A 17,031-nucleotide genomic window follows, 5' to 3' on the forward strand; every position below is an offset into this window, starting at 1 on the left:
GGCGCCGTTCACCCGACAGTCGGGGCTGCCGGCCGGATCTCTACATCACCGTCCGAGCAACTTTCTGGCGGCGAGCTGCGCGGTGAGGACGGCGGGCGCCTCGGCCAACGACGGGCCGTACCAGGTGAGATGGCGGCCGCTCAGCAAGGCGTACGGGAGGGCGGGGAACGCGTCGGGGCCGTCGGTGGCGGTGAAGCGGTAGGGCTCGTCGGGGAGGACGAGCAACTCGGCTCCCGCGTCGAGGAGTTCGGGGAGCGGGACGCGGGGGTAGCGGCCCGGGTGGCCCGCCGTCACGGCGGTGACGCCGAGGCGTCGGAGCAGGTCGGCGGCGAAGGTGTCCGCGCCGAGGACCATCCACGGCCGGCGCCAGATCGGTACCACCGCGGGCACCGGAACCTTCGGCGGCGTGAGGTCGGCCCATGCTTTTTGTGCGGACAACAGCCAGTGGGGCTCCGGGAGTTGGCAGGCTTCGACCAGCAGGCGGCGCAGCGACGTCAGCGCCTGGTCGAGGTCGCGGATCCGGGTCGTCCACACCGCCGCCCCGGCCGCGCGCAGGGCGGCGAGGTCGGGGGCGCGGTTCTCCTCCTCGTTGGCGATCACCAGGTCGGGGCGCAGCGCGAGGATCCGAGCCACGTCCGGGTTCTTGGTGCCGCCGATCCGGGCCACGTCGAGGTCGGCGGGGTGGGTGCACCAGTCGGTGGCGCCGATCAGCAGGCCGGGGGCGGTGGCGGCCACCGCCTCGGTGAGCGAGGGGACCAGCGAGACGACCCGGTGCACCTCCCCGAGCCGCACCGGTTCACCCTCGTCGTCCGTCAACTCCCGCTTCGCACCCATGAATGCCACGCTACCGCCCCGTAGCTACACCCTCCGGGTGCCCGGGCCAGGGCCGATGGAACGCATACGTACGTTCATCGGCGCACTGCGGGAGCGGACCCCTGGCAGCTGACCTAGCGTGGGGCTCGCCCCGGTGGCCCGGGGTGGACATTCGCAGGCGGGCGCCCCCCTGTCACCCAAGAACACTTCAGTGGTTCTCTCAGTGAAAGTGGTTAGACATGGCATTCGGAAAGATGCTCGCCGCCGTCGGTACCGCCTCCGCCCTGGCCTTCACGGCTGTCGGCACGGTCAGCTCCGTCGCTTTCGCGGACACCGCTCCCGCGGCCCAGACCGCGAACCAGCCTGTGGCCCAGCCGGTGGCCCAGACCGCGAACCAGCCGGTGGCCCAGACCGCGAACCAGCCCGCCAACCAGCAGGCGAACATCCCCGTGGTCACGCCGGAGAAGGTGAACGCCGATGTGGTCCAGGTCCCGGAGGTGGAGCTGGCGAAGCCGTCCAGCCTGCCGGCCGTGCACTCCAACGGGACCATCACGAGCATCACGCCGCTGGACCTCGTCTGCGGGAACTTCGCGTTCAGCGGGCCCTCCTTCTTCGAGACCTGTAACGGCCCGCTCTGGCAGCCCTTCGTCGACTGCTCGGACGGCAACCGGTACGTATCCACCGTCGCCTTCTCCGGCCTGTTCCGCGTGCGCCTGACCTGCCCGGTCGGCGTGGCGGTCGGCGGCGGAGCCTTCGACCTGTCGTAAGCGCCGCTGACGTACCGGACGGTCCTCCGGGACTTCCGCCCGTCCGCCCGCTCGGCCTCAACCGCGTTTCCTCCGGCGCTCGTTGCGGCGAGCGGCGACTCAGGCCGTCGGCCCTGCCCCACCGGGCACGGTCGGCGGCCCGATCCCGTTGCCGGAAGCCACCGGCAGCCGGACCACCAGCCGTGCGCCGGGCAGCCGGGAGGGTGGCTTGGCGGCGGCCGTGCCGCCGAGGCTGTGGGCGATGGTGCGCACCAGGGCCAGGCCGAGGCCCGCGCCGCCGCTGTGCCGGTCGCGGGCGTCGTCGAGGCGGACGAAGCGCTCGAAGACCCGTTCCCGGTCGGCGGCGGGGATGCCCGGGCCGTCGTCCTCGACGGTGAGGTGCGCCCAGCCGCCCGCGACCGTGAGCCTGACGGCGACCCGGCCGTGCGCGTGCCGGGCGGCATTGTCGAGCAGGTTGCGCACCAGGCGGGCCGGCAGCGTCTCGCGGCCCGCCAGCACCGCCTCGTCGAGCTCGCTCTCGTACGTCAACGTCCGTCCGACGTACTGCCGTTCGGCGAGTTGTTCGGCGATCAGGTCGTGCAGGTCGACGCTTTCGCCGGAGCGGTCGGTGTCGCGTTCGGTGCGGGCCAGCAGGAGCAGGTCGTCCGCGAGGTCCTGGAGGCGTTCGGTGTCGGTGAGCGCGCCGCGGACCACCGCCGGCCAGTCGGCGGCGGCCGGGTGGGCGAGCGGCACTTCGAGCGAGCTGCGCAGGGTGGCGAGCGGGCTGCGCAGTTCGTGCGAGGCGTCGGCGACCAGGCGGCGCTGTTCGTCCAGGGCGTGCTGGAGCCGGTCCAGGGTGTCGTTGGTGGTGCGGGCCAGCCGGTGGATGCCGTCCCGGGCGCGCGGGACGGGTACCCGCTCGTGGAACGCGCCGCCCCGCACCACGGCCATCTGGCGGCGGATCGACTCGACCGGGCGCAGCGCGAGGCCGGTGGCGAGCCAGGCGATCAGCGCGACGAACAGCGAAGCGACAGGGGCCACGTAGTACATCAGTACGCGAGTGACGACGGAGGTGGTCTCGTCGGCGGTGACCGGGTCGACCAGCACGTAGACGGTGAGCCGCTGCTCGCGCATCTCCGGGGCGGGACGACGCCCGCCCGGGACGAGCAGGGCGAGTCGGTCGCTGGTCACCGGTTCGGTGAGAACACGCAGGAAGGTGTAGGTGCGTGGCTCGGACGAGGCCAGCCGGTAGTAGGGGGAGATGCCGGCCGGATAGCGAATGGCGACGGTCTCGATGAGCGGCACGGATGGCTGCGGGTCGGCGCCGGACGCGGGCTGTGCGAGCCGCAGGGGCGTGAGACCCACCGCAGGGTCGTCCTCGCGGTGATCCGTGAGGTAGTCCCCGGCGAGCCACTCCCCCTCCTCGGTGAGGACCACGAACGCTTGACCGCCCAGGAGTTCACCGTCGGCGCCGTCCCGGATCCTCGCCTCGATGTTCAGCATGGCGTGCGTGGCCTTGATCTCGGCCTCACGGTAGAGGAGCGCGTGGACGGCGTCGCCGACCAGCGGCGCGGCGACCGCGAACGCCAGCGCGGAGGCGACCAGCGCGGCCACGGCGGCCCGGGCGCGGACGCCGAGGGCGGGCCACCAGCGCCACCAGGGCCGGCGGTCAGTCGACATCGGCGGGCGCCGGGACGCTCGGGGTGAGCCGGTAGCCGATGCCGCGGACGGTGTCGATCCGGGCGTGCGCGCCGGCCCGGTCGAGTTTGCGGCGCAGCGCGGCGATGTACACCTCGACGATGTTCAGGTCGCCGCGGGCCGTCGAGTACGCGGAATCCCAGACGGCGTCCAGGATGTCGGTCTTCGGCACGGCCTGGTCGGGGCGGCGCAGCAGGCACTCGAGAACGCCGAACTCCTTTGCCGTGAGCCGGAGTTCGGCGTCGGCGACGGTGCAGCGGCGGGCCGCCGGGTCGATCCGCAGGTCGGCGACGGCCAGAACAGCGGGTCGCCCTGCTGCGCCGCGGCGCAGCAGGGCCCGCAGCCGGGCCGTGAGCACCACGAAGGAGAACGGTTTGGCGAGGAAGTCGTCGGCGCCGCAGTCCAGCGCCTCGGCCTCGTCGTATTCGCCGTTCTTCGCCGTCAGCATCAGTATCGGCACGGAGTTTTCCTCGGCCCGGAGCCGGTGGCAGATCCGGAAGCCGTTCAGGCCGGGCAGCATCAGGTCGAGCACCACCAGGTCGTACCTGCCGGACCGTGCCCGCTCCAGGCCCGTGAGGCCGTCGGCGGCCACGTCCACCGCGTAGCCCTCGGCCCGCAGGCCCTGGCTGAGCGACTGGGCCAGCCTTTCCTCGTCCTCGACCATGAGTAGGCGCATCGGTCAAGAGTAAGTCAATTTGCGTGCCGGAAAGGACCGTTGACCGATGTGCCGGTTATCTCCCGGCTGAAGAAATCCTCAGCTTCTTTCAGAATCGGCTCAGCGGGGCTTTCCTAGCGTCGGTCGGGTGCGAATACCTTTCCGAGTCCGTCCCTGTTTGCTGCCGGTACTGCCCGTGGCGCTGTTCCATCTGGCGATGTCGCTGCCGAGACACCGGCGGATGCAGACCAACGGCTTCGACCTCGGCATCTTCGAGGAGGCGGTGCGCGGCTACGCGTACTTCGAGCGGCCGGTGGTGACGCTGAAGGGCGCCGGGTTCGTGCAGCTGGGCGACCACTTCAGCCCCGCGCTGGCCGTGCTGGCCCCGTTCTACCGGCTCTGGCCGGCCCCCGAGACGCTGCTGGTGGCGCAGGCGTTGCTGCTGGCGCTGTCGGTGGTGCCCGTGACGGGGCTGGCCGTGCAGTGGCTGGGGAAGGCCCGTGGTGTGCTGGCCGGGCTGGCGTACGGGCTGTCCTGGGGGCTGTGGCAGGCCTCGGGGTTCGACTTCCACGAGATCGCGCTCTCCGTCCCGCTGCTCGCGTGCGCGACGGTCGCGCTGGCCCGCGGGCGGTGGCGGGCGGCGGTGTGCTGGGCGCTGCCGCTGCTGCTGATCAAGGAGGACCAGGGCCTGCTGCTGGCCGGTGTCGGCGGCTACGTCCTGCTGGTCGGACGCCGGCGGGGGCTCGGGGTGGCGACACTCGCGGCGGCCGCGCTCGGCACCCTGCTCACCGTTCTGGTGCTGATCCCCGCCGCCAACCCGATCGGCACCTACGCGTACGGTGCGACGGCCGCGCCCGGGGGCGGGGATCCGTTCACCCGGCTGCTGCTCCCCGCCGACAAGTGGTGGACGCTCGCGGCGCTGTTCGCCCCGACCCTGCTGCTGGCGCTGCGCTCGCCGCTCGCCCTGCTGACGGTCCTGCCGCTGGCGGCCCGCTACTGGTCGACCAACCCCGCGTACTGGAGCACCGGTTGGCACTACAACGCGGTGCTGATGCCCATCATCTTCGTCGCCGCGCTCGACGGCCTGCGCCGCCTGCCCGACCGCCCGTCGCTGCGGCTCGTGCCCGCCGCGATGCTCACCGTCGCACTGCTGGCCGCCCCGCTCCCCGACCTGTCCCGCCCCGGCCCCGAGGTCCTGACCGCCCGCCAGGTCCTCGCCACCGTCCCCGACGGCGCGAGGGTCGCCGCCGCGAACCGGCTCGCCCCGCAACTCACCTCGCGCTGCACCGTCTCGCTCTTCCCGTTCCTCACCTTTCCCGACGACACCGGCTCCACCCACCTCTCCCCCGACGACCGCGACCCCCTCTTCCGCCCGGTTGCAGAATGGGCCGCCACCCTCGACACCCCCGACGGCTTCCCCACCCCCACCGCCGACGACCTCACCGCCCAAGCCGCCCTCCCCACCGCCGGCTACCGCCCCGTCGCCCAAGGCGCAGGCATCACCATCTGGCACTGGGAGCCGGGCCGTTGACGGCGGGGAGAGAGGGCCACGCAGGCACGGGGCGCGGCAACCGGCACCGAAGTGGGAGGATGGCGACATGGCCGAGTTCCGCGTTCCCGAACGCCACGCGCAGGTGTTGGAGTACGCGCAGAGTCTGACGCCTCCTGCCGGATGGAAGATCGAGGTGTCGGGCGACGAGATCATCATGATGGCCGGTCCCTCGGTGATCCATCAGCGGAACCTGTTCATCGTTCGGGAGCAGTTCGACGCTCGGCGGCCGACCGGGCTGATGCCCAGCGAGAACACCGACCTGGCCTCGCCCAGCGTCGGCAAACTCCGCAACCCCGACCTGACGTACATCCCGGTGTCGGTGGTGGAGCTCGGCGGCAACGAAGTCCCGGCCGAGCTCGCCGCGATCGCGGTCGAGATCGTTTCGGTGTCGAACCCCGAGAACGATCTGGTCGGCAAGGTCCGCGACTACCCGCTGATGCAGATCCCCCTCTACCTGGTGATCGATCCGCGCGAAGGGACGGTCGTCCTGTTCTCGGATCCGGTGGGTGGGGCGTACCGCCAGCGGTGGACCGGGGAGTTCGGCGACGTCGTCCCGATCCCGCCACCGTCCGACTTCGGCCTGATGACCGCCGGCCTCGTCCGCTACTGAAGCAGCCGGAGTTTCCTGACTGCGGGCCGCAGGCCGGTCAGCGGGCGAGGCGGCCCATCAGGGACGAGGCGGCGGTGATGCCGGCGAGGGTGGAAACGGTCAGGACGCCGAAGTCGAGGGGGAGGTGGGACGGGGTGCCGATGAGGAGGCCGCGGAGGGCGTCCACCTGGTAGCTGAGGGGGTTGGCGCGGCTGACGGCTTGGAGCCAGCCGGGCATCAGGTCGACGGGGTAGAGGGCGTTGGAGCCGAAGAAGAGCGGCATGGTGATGGCTTGGCCGATGCCCATCAGGCGGTCGCGGGTGAGCACGATTCCGGCGATGGTCATCGAGAGGCAGGAGAAGAACGCCGAGCCGAGGATCACGACCACCGCAACTCCCAGCAGCCGCAGCGGGTTTGCGGTCATGCCGACGCCGAGGACGGCGGCCATCACCACCACCACCGCGGCCTGGATGACCGCCTTGACCCCGGCGGCGAACGCCTTACCGGTGACCAGGGCGGCCCGGGGGGTGGGGGTGACCAGGAGTTTGGTGAGCACTCCGGAGTCGCGCTCCCAGATGATCATGATGCCGTAGAAGATCGCGATGAACATCGCGGACTGGGCGATGATGCCGGGCGCGAGGTAGTCCAGGTAGGGGATGCCACCGGTCGGGATGGCCTTGAGCCGGGTGAAGGTCTCGCCGAAGATCAACAGCCAGAGCGCCGGCTGGACCGCCCGGGTGTACACCTCGGTGCGGTCGTGGCGGAGCTTCTGGAGTTCGACGGTGCACATCGCGGCCACCCGGGCGGGGACCACCCGCCAGCCGGTGCGGGCCCTCGGCGGCACCAGCAGCAGCCCGAAGTCGGTTTCAGCCGACGCGACTCGCGGTGCGGCGGGTACGGCGGACATCTCCGAAGTCTCCTTCCTTGGCGTCGGTCAGTGTGCGGCCCGAGAAGTGCCGGAACACGTCGTCGAGGGTCGGGGCGGTCTGCGCCGGGTCCTCGGCGCGGACCCGGGCCTTCAGTTCCTCTGGGGTGCCGAGGGCACGGATCCGGCCCCGGTCCATCAGGGCGACCCGGTCGCAGTGCTGGTCGGCCTCGTCCATGTAGTGCGTGGTGACCAGGACGGTCATGCCGGTGGCGCGGCGGACCGCGTCCACCCGTTCCCAGACGCCGGCCCGGGCGATCGGGTCGAGGCCGATGGTCGGCTCGTCCAGCACCAGCAGTCGGGGCGCACTGACCAGGGCCTGGGCGAGTTCGAGGCGGCGCACCATGCCGCCGGAGTACGTGCTTGCCATCCGGTCGGCGGCCTCGGTCAGGTCGACGGCGGCGAGTGCCTGGGTGACCCGTTCGGCCCGTTCGGCGCGGGAGACGTCGAAGACCCGGGCGAACAGTTCGACGTTCTCCCGGCCCGTCAACCCGGCGTCGGCGGACAGCTGTTGGGGCACGTAGCCGAGCAGGCGGCGCACCGCGATCGGCTCGGCGCGGCAGTCGTGGCCGAACACCGCGACCATGCCGCGGGCGGTGGGCAGCAGGGTGGTGATGGCCCGGATGGTGGTGGTCTTACCCGCACCGTTCGGCCCGAGCAGCCCGAACACCTCGCCGGCCCGCACCGTCAGGTCGATGCCGTCGACCGCCCGGGTGCCGCCGCCCTTCTTCCGGCCGCGCTCGAAGGTGTACGTCAACTCCCGGCATTCGACGGCCGCTTGGTCGCTCATGCGTCCACCCTCCCGTCCACCTTCCGGTCCGTCCGGGCCCGCAGCCCGGCCGCGACCGTGCGCAGCGCGGGCATCGCCTGCGCGAGCGCGGCCCGCTGGTCGGCGGGCAGTTCGGCCAGTACCTCGCCGACGAGTGCGGTGCGCCGGGCTCGCCAGTCGGCGAGCCGGCGGGCGGCCTCCTCGGTGGCGTACAGCAGTGCGGCGCGCCGGTCGGCCGGGTCGGTCTCGCGGCGCAGCAGGCCCTGTCCGACCAGCTGGTTGACCAGGGTGGAGACCGAGTTTCCGGCCAGGAACAGTTCCTCGGCGGCGTCCGAGACCCGCAGGCCGGGAGTGTCCAGGACCAGCCGCAGCAGTTCGACCTGGGCGCCGCGCAGCGGTGGGTGGTCCAGGCCGGAGCGGAGGCGGCGGCGGATCAGCCGCTGGATGCCGACCAGGAGGGCGGAGAACTCCTCGGTGTCGTCCACACTTTCGAGGTTAGCTCTGTGTGCGAGGTATCGGAGGGTACGCGGCAGGCAAAATCCTGGTCGGGAACGGGCAACGGGCCGACCTCCCAGAGGGGGTGGCCGGCCCGTCGAGAACGGGTTCCGCTGCTGGTCGGTGGGAGATCAGCAGTCCTTGAAGGCGGTGCAGACCGGCTTGGCGATCGCGCTCAGCACGGCGCTGTCCGCGGGCGCGGACCAGGCGGTCTTCGGGTGCCCGCCCTTGGCTGCCTGCGCGTGCAGGGTGAGTTCGACGAGCGCGCCGCCGGAGGTGGTCAGGTACTCGTGCACCGTCACGGTGCCGCCGTCGGCCTGCGGCACCGTGACGGTCGCGACCAGGTGCTCGCTCTCGTCCACGGTGATCTCGGCCTTGGCGCCGGGCGCGGTGGTGGCGCAGTGCTTCACCTCGTCCTTGACGGCGCCGAGCAGGCCGAACGCGGACTGCACGGCCGCACTGCTCTTGTTGGCGTCGCCGAAGGTGACGATGCTCTGGTCGGCCTTCCAGTCGTCGGGCGCGCCGCCCAGCGAGGCGGTGTCCACGCCGGGCACGGTGTCCGCCCAGTCGGCGGACCGCTTGCTGTGGCAGAGCTGCTCGATCTGGAACTGGCCCTTGGCGCCCAGGCTCTTCGCCGCGGGCGCCGTCCAGTGCAGCGCCGCGTTCAGCGGCACCTGCTGCGGGTTGATCCAGGCCGCCGCCGGAACGGTCGAGGCCTTCCCGCCACCGGCGGACTGCGCCGCGCTCGGGTCGGTCTTCGGGCTGCCGGACTCGGTCCCGCCCGCGGACGGCGCCCCGCTGGCGGCGGGCGGCGCGGCGGCCGTCTTCCCGGCGTCGCCCCCGTCCGTGTTGTCGGGGTCGCAGGCGGTCAGAACGGCGACAGCGGTCAGGCAGGCCACCGCGGTGGCGGCGAGGCGGAACGGACGCACGTGGATCCTCGGATTCGAGAAGGAAGAGAAGGGGGGACGGTGGGATCGTCGCCGCCGGCCGTGAACGGGCGGGCGCGGCGCGCGGGTTGACGACGATCAGTAACCGCGGTGCGGACGGTTCGGGTCGGCCTGCTGCACCTTGGACGCCAGGTCGTGGCCGTCCGGCGAGACGTGGTACCGGTCGCGGATGTAGTTCATCGAGGCCGCGACGTTCGCCACCGGGTCGTAGATGTCGGTGGAGGTGCCCTTGACGTGGTACGCCGCGAAGGTGGACGGAATGGTCTGCCAGCCGCCGCGCGAGCTGTTCAGCGGCGCGCCGTCGGCCTGCTTCGCACCGTGCGCGTTGGTGTCCCACAGGTTCACCTGCGAGGTGGGCGCGTTGAACGACGACTCGCGGTCGGCGATGGTCAGCATGCCCTTCGTCCACGCCGCGCGGGCCGCCGGGTCGGTCACGCCCATCGCGTCCAGCGCCTGCGCGATGTACTCGCGGCAGGCGGCCTCGCCGCTCTTGTACTGGCCCTTGCCGCCGTACGTGACCTCGCCGGTCTTGATCGCTCCGGCATGCGAGATCTCGACCTTCGGGTCGTTGCCGTGCCCGCTGCCGCCACCGTGGTCGCCGCCGCCGCTGCCGCCGCCGTGGTCGCCGCCCTTGTTCGGGCTCTTCGGCATCGGCGCACTGGGCTTCTTCGGCGCGGGCTTCTCCGTCGGCTTGTGATCGCCGCCCTGGCCCGGGCTCTTCGGCATGGGCTGCGTGGGGGCCGGCTTGCGAACGCCCTCGTGGGCGCGCCTCTCGGCCTCCTCGTACCGCTTGATCACGATGCCGATCTTCTTGGTGTCCTCGGCGAGCTCCTTGGTGAGCTTCGCCTTGGTCGCCTCCAGCGCCGCGACCTGCTGGTTGATCGCGTTCACCTGCTGGCGGACCTGCGAGACCACCTCGGCGAACCCGAGGATGCTGCCCATCGCGCCGGCGGCCAGGTCGGTGCTCACCGCCTTCGCGATCGTGCCCTGGATCCGGCCGGTCTGCTGCGTCATCTCGTTCATACGCTGCTGAATCATCGCGAAATCCCGCTGGATCTTCGCGAGCTCGCCCGCCTTGAAACCGAAACCTGCTGCCATGTCGTGTCTGCTCCCCCGTCGAACCTGACGCCCGTTCAGTCGTTTATCCCACCACAAGGCATCTCGCGGCAATCACCGGCCCCCACCGGGTGCGCGACTACCCCCGGGGCCCGCCGGGCAAACCACCCGCCGGGGGTATTGCCTCGACGCTCGGCTGCCGAGATGCCGGAGTGCGACCGGCGCGCGACCATGGCAGATGTGGACCGTCCGCGTGCGGTCCACCTCCGATCCGCCTCCGACCGCACCACCGCGACTCACTGCCGAGAGCCGCAGCCGACCGGCCGGCGTCCTACCGGAAAGGCTGGGATTCGATGTTCCAACTCCTCTGGATTCTGCTGATCGGCTTCGTGCTGGGCGTGCTGGCCAAGCTGATCCTGCGCGGACCGCAGGCCATCCCGTGGTGGCTCACCATGCTGCTCGGCGCGGCCGGCGCCCTGCTGGGCAACGCGGTGGCCGGCTGGATCGGCGTCCGCCACACCTCCGGCATCGACTGGATCCGCCACCTGCTCCAGCTCGGCTTCGCGGTCGCACTGGTCGCCTTCGTGTCCCCCGCGTGGGCCAAGTCCCACCCCAACAGATGACACACCGGCCCCGCCGGTCGCCGCTGCCACCGCCATCGCCATCGCCGCCGCCCGTCGAGCACTGCGCTCGGCGGGCGGCGGCGTGTTTCGGCGAGGGCGCGTCGCGAGCTGTGCACCGGGCCGGACGAGCGGATCCGGTCGCGGCTACCCGGCTGCCCAGGCCACGACGAGGCAAGCGCAAGCGCCGCATCAGGCGAAACCACGCAAGCGCCAGCACCGCGCGTCAGGCGAAGCGGGAGCTGCGCACCGGGCCCGACGAACGGATCCGGTCACGGCTACCCCGCTGCCCAAGCCACGACGTGCAAGCGCAAGCGCCGCATCAGCCGAAACCACGCAAGCGCCAGCACCGCGCGTCAGGCGAAGCGGGAGCTGCGCACCGGGCCCGATGAGCGGATCCGGTCGCGGTTGCCGATCGCCCAGGTCGTGGTGGCGCGGGTGGCGAAGGCTGCGAGGGCCTCGTCCGGGTCGGGTGGGGTCTGGCCGTCGCCCTCGTCCGGGGAGGCGGTGGCGGTGCGGATCCGGTCTGCGAGTTCCGCCGCCGGGGCGTCGTCGGCGGGCCCCTGCTCGACCTGTCCGTCCTCGTCGACCCGCAGGCGCGGCTCCCACGGCGCGGCCACGTGCTGTACCAGCAGGCCCGAGATGTCCGCCGAGACGGCCGGCGAGTCCGTCCAGCACGTCGCGTGCTCGTACAGCAGCTCGCCGGGCGCCCGCTCGTACAGTGCCTCGACGAGCTCCTGGTCGCATTCGTTCAGGTCGTACGCCACCACCAGCGCGTCCGCCGTCGCCGCGCCCGGCCGGTACGGGGCTGCGGGCAGTCCGAACAGCGCTGCGGCTGCCAGGCCCAGCGCCTCGCTGCCCCGATCCGGCAGCAGCGCCACCGAGGACGGGCGGCGGCCGGTCGCGGCCAGCACGGTGCGCAGCCGCTCCAGGCTGTGGCGGCAGTTCTCGTAGCTGTCGCCGAGCATCGCCCAGCGGCCCGTCATGCCGGCCTGGAATCCGTGGGTCGAGAGCGTGGCCAGCAGGCCGCCGGTCAGCGTGTAGTGCCAGCCCCGCAGGTCCGTCGGCCCGGCGGGCGGGACGGCTGCGGCGCGGGCCAGCGAACGGCGGATCCGGTCGGCGGCGGGCGCCCAGGTGTCGCCGTCCGGCGCCTCCAGCGCCTCGAACACCTCACGGGCCAGCTCGACCCGGCCGTCCATCAGCGCGTTGTGCGCCAGCAGGTACCCGTCCGGCCAGTCTCCGGTGATCGCCCGGTGCTCCTGCAGCACGGCGACGGCCTCGGCGTGCCGCTCACCGTCCTCCAGCGCGACGGCCAGCTCCAGCAGTACCTGACGCGGGTTGACCTGCCGCCCGCCACCCCGCCCGAACAGCTTCCGCTTCGCCGGCACCGCACCCGCCCGCAACGCCTCGCGCAGCGCCGGGACGGCCAACTCCGAGAGCCCGTGCTCGATGCACGCGTACCCGTACGCGTACAGCGCGCCCGCGCCCGCGCCCGCGTCCGCCGGACGACCCGTGAGGGCGCCGGCCGCGTCCGCCAGCTCGTCGATGCCGACGGACTCCGCCAACTTCCTTACCACCGGCGCGAGTTCGGCAGCCGGAAGATTGTCGGCCACCCTCCGGAGCTCCCGCGCAGCACCCTGCGGGTCACCGGCATCGAGCAACTCCCACGCCTTGGCGAGGTCGGAACGCAAAACAGTCTCCTCGTGAACGGACGGGCGCCCCCGGACCACCCGGTTCGCACACCCGCCCGATCATCGCTGTCGCGCCGCCGCCCCGCCAAGCCGATTTCGCCTCCGGCCGTACGAGCGTCACCGCCGTGAACCACACCGGCGGATCGAGCACGGACGACAGGTGCAAGGGATCACGAGCCATCGGGGCTTCTTGCCGTTTCCGGGGTCTTCTGGCCCCGTTGGTCGACCGTACAGTCAGCTCGCGGAGGTCGCTGGCAACCGCGTCGATGCCGACGGGCGGGCGTGTGCCCTGGTGGTCGGGCTGCTCGCCCTCGCCGCGTAGGAACAGCGAAGCCCCCGGCAACTAGGCCGGGGGCTCAACTGGATTGCAGAGTACGAGACCTGGGGTCAGACGTTGCCGAACTTGCCATCCACCGTGGCGGCTACGAAGGCGGACCAGGCGGACGGCGAGAACGTGAGGACGGGGCCGTTCGGGTCTTTGCTGTCCCGGACAGGAATGATGCCTTCGGCAGCAGCCATGTTCCGCGCTACCTCTACGCAGTTGCCCCCGTTGCTGCTGTAGGAAGATTTGTCCCACTTGGGCTCGTTCACGGTAGTTCCTTTCTCAACCGGCAGAACAGGGCCACGGAGTCCGCCTGCGGCAGTGCGAGGGCCTGCAACTGATAGTAGGCCGTCAGGACGGGCTCCACCGAGCTGGTTTCCCGTTCCAGGTGCCCCTGTTGCGACGACTCGGCGTAGGACATGAGGGATCGGTCGGGCAGCGTCAAGATGTTGACCGGCAGGTCGAACGCCCGGTCTTCGCCTATCCCGTAAGGAGCCACTTGGAGAAGCGTGGTGGGCAGCGCCGCGAACTCCACCAAGCGGTCAAACTGGGCGGCCATCACCGCCGCACCCCCAACCGGGCGGCGAATGCAACTCTCGTCCATCACGACATGCAGCCTTGGAGCGGGTTCCCGGTTGAGCTTCGCCTGTCGCCGAAGGAGAACTGCAACCCGTTCGTCCGCTTGATCCTGTGTGATGCTTCCCCGGCGCACGGCACCCGCTGCGATGGCCGCGGCGTACTCCGTGGTCTGGAGCAAGCCCGGGATGATGCCGAGATCAAACAGCCGCAGCTCTGTCGCGGTTGCCTCGTGCGCCACGTACTCGGCGAAACCTTCAAGCAGTACCGAACTGTGTAGCTCACGCGCCCGACGCTGGAACACGCCTTCGCTGCCCAGCGCTCTGTCAAGTTCCCGGGCAAGCCGAGCAGTTGGGGGACGCCGTCCGTTTTCTACAGCGGATACGTGAGTGCCCGAGTAGCCGACGCGTTCGCCAAGTTCTTCCTGAGTCCATTTCCTCGCCTCACGTGAGCTGCGCAGGAAGGCACCAAAGGCTGCTTCGGGCGACGCGGCGGGGTCAAGCTCAGACCTGTTCACCGCCCTAACTCCTTACTCTCCGAGCAACGTTGACAAGTTGAACACTTCGCGGCACCGAGCCACAGTGAAGCCCCCGGTAGTGGCTCGACTACGGAAGGGCACGACGTGATGGACGTGGACTCTAGACCCGAATCGACGTTGGCGAAGGCCATTCGTCAGCAGCGAGCAGAGGCGCGCGCGGCGTGTGACGCCCTGGCCGAAGCTGCCGACGCATTCGACATTGAGTTGCCGGAACTCGGCGTCGACCGGTCCGCGCCCTACACGGGCGAAGTGCTGGTCGAGGTGGGCCGGGTGCCGGTGGAATCGGTGCGGTTGCTGGCCGAACACCTCCAACTCCTCAATCAGCATTGGGACACGATTGCTGCCGCCGTTGCCGAGCCCGTCACGCCCGCCGTCCCGCTGTTCCGCCCGAACGTCGGGGACCTGGTGGTGGACACGGCGACGGGCCGAGCCGGCGAGTTCCGCGGCGAGGACGGCGACACGTGGTGTCTCGCCCCGGTGTCCGGTGACAGCGCGCCGTGGACGGCCGACCCGCTCACGGTGCGAACGGCGACCGTCAACGAGCTGGTGCGGGTAGGCATGACGGCGAGGGTCAACCGTCAGCCGAAGGCGGGGTGAGCCGTGACACGCGTGACGCTGGTGACGGGCGTGCTGGTGCGCGGCGTCGGGGCTGCTGGCACCCGAAGTGGAGGAACCTTGGGCACCGCGCCCGGCCACCCGGTCACGTCGTACGTCCTGTGCACCGGTCCCGGTGGCCGTCTGCTGATCGTTCAGGCCGCAGGTCTCGGAACGTGGCACCTGCCTGGCGGTGTGGTGGAGGCGGGCGAATCTCCGCTTGACGCGGTTCGCCGCGAGGCTCGCGAGGAACTCGGGCTGGCGCTCGACCTGTTGCCTGACGATCTGCTCGGGACGGTGTGGGTGCAGGCCCGCCGCGAGGGCGCTCGGGACCGCATCGTGTTCCTGTGGGCGGGACCGATGCTCAGTGCCGCCGACACCGACCGAATCGCCTTGCAGGAACGGGAGTTGTCGGGGTGGCGCTGGGCGGGCGCGGACGACGCCCAGCGACTGTTGCACCCTGCCGTGGCTGCTCGAATCCGGACGCCTCTTCAGTGGCCCGGGCGCGTTACCTATCAAGAGACCCGAAACGGAAGGACAGACCCCAATGACGGCCGAGTTCCCCGCCAGGACCCTGCGCATCGGCACGCGTAGCTCGCCGCTTGCCCTGGCCCAGACGGACATGGTGATCGCCGCCCTGCGCGCGCACGTCCCCGAGCTGGTGACCGAGATCGTGCCGGTGACCACCGAGGCCGACCTGTGGCAGGGCGACCTCGCGCAGCTCGGCGGCAAGGGCCTGTACACCAAGCAGATCGACGCGATGCTGCAAGCGGGCAAGGTGGACATGGCCGTCCACTGCGTGAAGGACGTGCCCGGCGACGTGCCCTTGCCCCGCGGGCTGGTCTTCGCCGCGTACCTGGAGCGTCCGGACGTGCGGGACGTGCTGCTGTTCCCCGAGGGTTCCGAGTGCCGGACGCTCACCGACCTGCCGCCGGGCGCGATCATCCTGTCGTCGGCGGTCCGCCGGAAGGCACAGATCCTGCGCGCCCGGCCGGACTTGAAGGTCGTCCGGGTGCGCGGGGCCGTCGGGAGCCGGCTGGAGAAGCTGGACGGCACGAGGAAGATCGACGTCCAGGCGCACGGCATGATCCTGGCCACGGCCGGGCTCGCCCGGCTCGGCATCGAACGGCCCGGCTACGTGCTCGGCCTGGACGAGATGCTCCCGGCCGTCGGCGCGGGTGTCCTCGGGCTGGAGTGCCGCCAGGAGGACCATGCCGTCGCCGCGCTGCTGGAGAAGGTCAACCACCCGCGCACGCAGCGCGAGGTGACGGCGGAACGCGTCATGCTGCACGGGCTCCGCGGCCACTGCAACAGCCCCATCGCCGGATACTGCACCACCGAGGCCGACGGGCAACTCTCCCTGCGCGGCATGGTGTTCGACCGCGAGGGCAGCAAGTTCGCCAACGCGATGATGTGGGACGAACACCAGGGCGACCCGGCCGTCCTCGGTGCCCGCGTCGCCGCCGAACTCCTCCGCCAGGGCGCACGAGAAATCATCTCGGGAATCCCGCACTGACCTGACGCCGCCCGGCCCCGTCCGCATGAGCAGGAGCGGACGGGGCCTCGCCGCGCAGCGGCGCCAACTACCGCCCCCCACCTACACGTTCACCACCGGCCGCACCGCCGACGCAACCCCCGCGGCCACCGCCAGCGGGTCCCGCAGCGGGCGGCCCAGCAGCTTCGCCAGGGCGGGCGAAGTCCCGGCAAGGAAGCCGTGGCGGATGGTGGTGGCGAGGGAGCTGAGCATGGGGGGCTGGAAGGGGAGCAGGGCGGGGGTGGTGAGGAGGCGGGTGCGGTAGGTGGCGAGGGGGAGGGTGTGGTGGGGGACGCCGAGGGTGGTGGCGACGGCGGGCGCGGTGAGCGGGGTGCCGGTGAGGTCGTGGATGAGGCCGGTGTGGGGGGTGGGGTCGGCGGCGACCTTTGCGGCGGCATCGGCGAGGTCGGCGCGGGCGACGGCGGCCAACGCGCCGTCACCGAAGGGGGATTCGAGGCCGGAGGGGCTCCAGGTGAGGAGGCCGCCGAAGAGTTCGGCGTAGAGGCCGTTGCGGAGGATGGTCCAGGGAAGGCCGCTGTCGCGGATCAGGAGTTCGGTGGCGCGGTGGGCGGCGGCGAAGGCGAGGTGGTCACCGGCGGTGGTGAGGCTGGTGTAGACGACGTGGCCGACGCCGTCGCGGACGGCCGCGTCGAGGACGGCGGTGTGCCGGGCGATGACGACGTCGTCCTCCGCGTAGCCGGCGGAGATGAGCAGGAGGGTGGTGACGCCGCGCAGGTCGAGCGTGGCGGGGTCGTCGAAGTCGAGGTGTCGCATGCCCTCGCGAGGGGTGCGGCTGCCGCCGAGTGAAGGCACGCCGGCCAGGCGCAGTGCAGCGAGCGTGGCCGCGCCGAGGTTTCCGTTCGCTCCGGTCACCAGAATCATGATCAGTCGCAGCCTTTCGCGCCGTCGGC

19 protein-coding genes are annotated in these 17,031 nt (G+C 71.5%); 7 read left to right on the top strand and 12 right to left on the bottom strand.

Features of this window, described 5'->3' with window-relative positions; translation table 11 throughout:
* Positions 1-45: 45 nt before the first annotated feature.
* A complete protein-coding gene (locus ACGFWJ_RS25125; RefSeq protein WP_392953409.1) occupies positions 46-834 on the bottom strand; it encodes a helical backbone metal receptor in 789 nt (262 codons plus the stop codon).
* A gap of 218 nt (positions 835-1,052) precedes the next feature.
* Between ACGFWJ_RS25125 and ACGFWJ_RS25130 the strand changes: the two genes are divergently transcribed.
* The gene (locus ACGFWJ_RS25130) at positions 1,053-1,580 is read left to right on the top strand and encodes a hypothetical protein (protein WP_392953412.1); all 528 of its coding nucleotides are present in this window, start codon (positions 1,053-1,055) and stop codon (positions 1,578-1,580) included.
* Positions 1,581-1,679: 99 nt separating this feature from the next.
* Here the strand turns inward: ACGFWJ_RS25130 and ACGFWJ_RS25135 are convergent, their stop codons facing one another.
* Positions 1,680-3,239, bottom strand: a complete 1,560-nt coding sequence (locus ACGFWJ_RS25135; protein WP_392953414.1) for a sensor histidine kinase — start codon at positions 3,237-3,239, stop codon at positions 1,680-1,682.
* Positions 3,229-3,933 carry a response regulator transcription factor gene (locus ACGFWJ_RS25140; protein ID WP_392953416.1) on the bottom strand — a complete coding sequence of 235 codons (705 nt, stop codon included), beginning with the start codon at positions 3,931-3,933 and terminating at the stop codon, positions 3,229-3,231. The genes ACGFWJ_RS25135 and ACGFWJ_RS25140 overlap by 11 nt, the downstream gene beginning before the upstream one ends.
* 175 nt (positions 3,934-4,108) lie before the next feature.
* On the opposite strand from ACGFWJ_RS25140, the gene ACGFWJ_RS25145 reads away from it, so the two are divergent.
* Both ACGFWJ_RS25145 and ACGFWJ_RS25150 read left to right on the top strand, forming a co-directional pair.
* Positions 4,109-5,443, top strand: coding sequence for a DUF2079 domain-containing protein (locus ACGFWJ_RS25145; RefSeq protein WP_392953418.1), 1,335 nt, complete (start codon positions 4,109-4,111; stop codon positions 5,441-5,443).
* Between the two features lie 67 nt (positions 5,444-5,510).
* On the top strand, positions 5,511-6,074 hold the full coding sequence (locus tag ACGFWJ_RS25150; protein WP_392953421.1) for a Uma2 family endonuclease: 564 nt from the start codon (positions 5,511-5,513) through the stop codon (positions 6,072-6,074).
* Between the two features lie 37 nt (positions 6,075-6,111).
* Here the strand turns inward: ACGFWJ_RS25150 and ACGFWJ_RS25155 are convergent, their stop codons facing one another.
* The 5 genes from ACGFWJ_RS25155 to ACGFWJ_RS25175 form a co-directional block, all read right to left on the bottom strand.
* Entirely contained in the window at positions 6,112-6,960 is an 849-nt protein-coding gene (locus tag ACGFWJ_RS25155; protein WP_392953424.1) for an ABC transporter permease, read from the bottom strand.
* On the bottom strand, positions 6,920-7,768 hold the full coding sequence (locus ACGFWJ_RS25160) for an ATP-binding cassette domain-containing protein (protein ID WP_392953427.1): 849 nt from the start codon (positions 7,766-7,768) through the stop codon (positions 6,920-6,922). The genes ACGFWJ_RS25155 and ACGFWJ_RS25160 overlap by 41 nt, the downstream gene beginning before the upstream one ends.
* Positions 7,765-8,232 carry a MarR family winged helix-turn-helix transcriptional regulator gene (locus ACGFWJ_RS25165; RefSeq protein WP_392953430.1) on the bottom strand — a complete coding sequence of 156 codons (468 nt, stop codon included), beginning with the start codon at positions 8,230-8,232 and terminating at the stop codon, positions 7,765-7,767. The genes ACGFWJ_RS25160 and ACGFWJ_RS25165 overlap by 4 nt, the downstream gene beginning before the upstream one ends.
* A 141-nt stretch (positions 8,233-8,373) precedes the next feature.
* Positions 8,374-9,171 (bottom strand): hypothetical protein, encoded by a 798-nt coding sequence (locus tag ACGFWJ_RS25170; protein WP_387642729.1) that lies wholly within the window; start codon positions 9,169-9,171, stop codon positions 8,374-8,376.
* Between the two features lie 96 nt (positions 9,172-9,267).
* Complete coding sequence (locus tag ACGFWJ_RS25175; protein ID WP_392953433.1) at positions 9,268-10,287, bottom strand: transglycosylase SLT domain-containing protein; 1,020 nt, start codon at positions 10,285-10,287, stop codon at positions 9,268-9,270.
* A gap of 311 nt (positions 10,288-10,598) precedes the next feature.
* On the opposite strand from ACGFWJ_RS25175, the gene ACGFWJ_RS25180 reads away from it, so the two are divergent.
* A complete protein-coding gene (locus ACGFWJ_RS25180) occupies positions 10,599-10,868 on the top strand; it encodes a GlsB/YeaQ/YmgE family stress response membrane protein (RefSeq protein WP_392953436.1) in 270 nt (89 codons plus the stop codon).
* A 353-nt stretch (positions 10,869-11,221) separates the two neighbouring features.
* Here the strand turns inward: ACGFWJ_RS25180 and ACGFWJ_RS25185 are convergent, their stop codons facing one another.
* From ACGFWJ_RS25185 to ACGFWJ_RS25195, 3 genes are all read right to left on the bottom strand, one after another.
* Positions 11,222-12,556: a hypothetical protein gene (locus ACGFWJ_RS25185; protein ID WP_392953438.1), complete on the bottom strand. Its 1,335-nt coding sequence runs from the start codon at positions 12,554-12,556 to the stop codon at positions 11,222-11,224.
* A 387-nt stretch (positions 12,557-12,943) separates the two neighbouring features.
* A complete protein-coding gene (locus ACGFWJ_RS25190) occupies positions 12,944-13,147 on the bottom strand; it encodes a DUF397 domain-containing protein (RefSeq protein WP_392953440.1) in 204 nt (67 codons plus the stop codon).
* Complete coding sequence (locus ACGFWJ_RS25195) at positions 13,144-13,971, bottom strand: Scr1 family TA system antitoxin-like transcriptional regulator (protein ID WP_392953443.1); 828 nt, start codon at positions 13,969-13,971, stop codon at positions 13,144-13,146. Before ACGFWJ_RS25195 ends, ACGFWJ_RS25190 begins: the two co-directional genes overlap by 4 nt.
* A 105-nt stretch (positions 13,972-14,076) precedes the next feature.
* On the opposite strand from ACGFWJ_RS25195, the gene ACGFWJ_RS25200 reads away from it, so the two are divergent.
* Genes ACGFWJ_RS25200 through hemC form a run of 3 tightly spaced genes read left to right on the top strand, consistent with a single transcriptional unit; the run spans position 14,077 to position 16,102 of the window.
* On the top strand, positions 14,077-14,589 hold the full coding sequence (locus ACGFWJ_RS25200) for a hypothetical protein (protein ID WP_392953445.1): 513 nt from the start codon (positions 14,077-14,079) through the stop codon (positions 14,587-14,589).
* A 12-nt stretch (positions 14,590-14,601) separates the two neighbouring features.
* On the top strand, positions 14,602-15,180 hold the full coding sequence (locus tag ACGFWJ_RS25205) for an NUDIX domain-containing protein (RefSeq protein ID WP_392953448.1): 579 nt from the start codon (positions 14,602-14,604) through the stop codon (positions 15,178-15,180).
* Positions 15,134-16,102: a hydroxymethylbilane synthase gene (hemC, locus tag ACGFWJ_RS25210; RefSeq protein ID WP_392953450.1), complete on the top strand. Its 969-nt coding sequence runs from the start codon at positions 15,134-15,136 to the stop codon at positions 16,100-16,102. Before ACGFWJ_RS25205 ends, hemC begins: the two co-directional genes overlap by 47 nt.
* Before the next feature lie 81 nt (positions 16,103-16,183).
* On the opposite strand, the gene ACGFWJ_RS25215 is transcribed toward hemC, so the two are convergent.
* Positions 16,184-17,002, bottom strand: coding sequence for an NAD(P)H-binding protein (locus ACGFWJ_RS25215; RefSeq protein ID WP_392953453.1), 819 nt, complete (start codon positions 17,000-17,002; stop codon positions 16,184-16,186).
* Positions 17,003-17,031: the final 29 nt, after the last annotated feature.

The sequence above is a fragment of the Kitasatospora sp. NPDC048407 genome (assembly GCF_043200475.1).
Taxonomy (GTDB): domain Bacteria; phylum Actinomycetota; class Actinomycetes; order Streptomycetales; family Streptomycetaceae; genus Kitasatospora.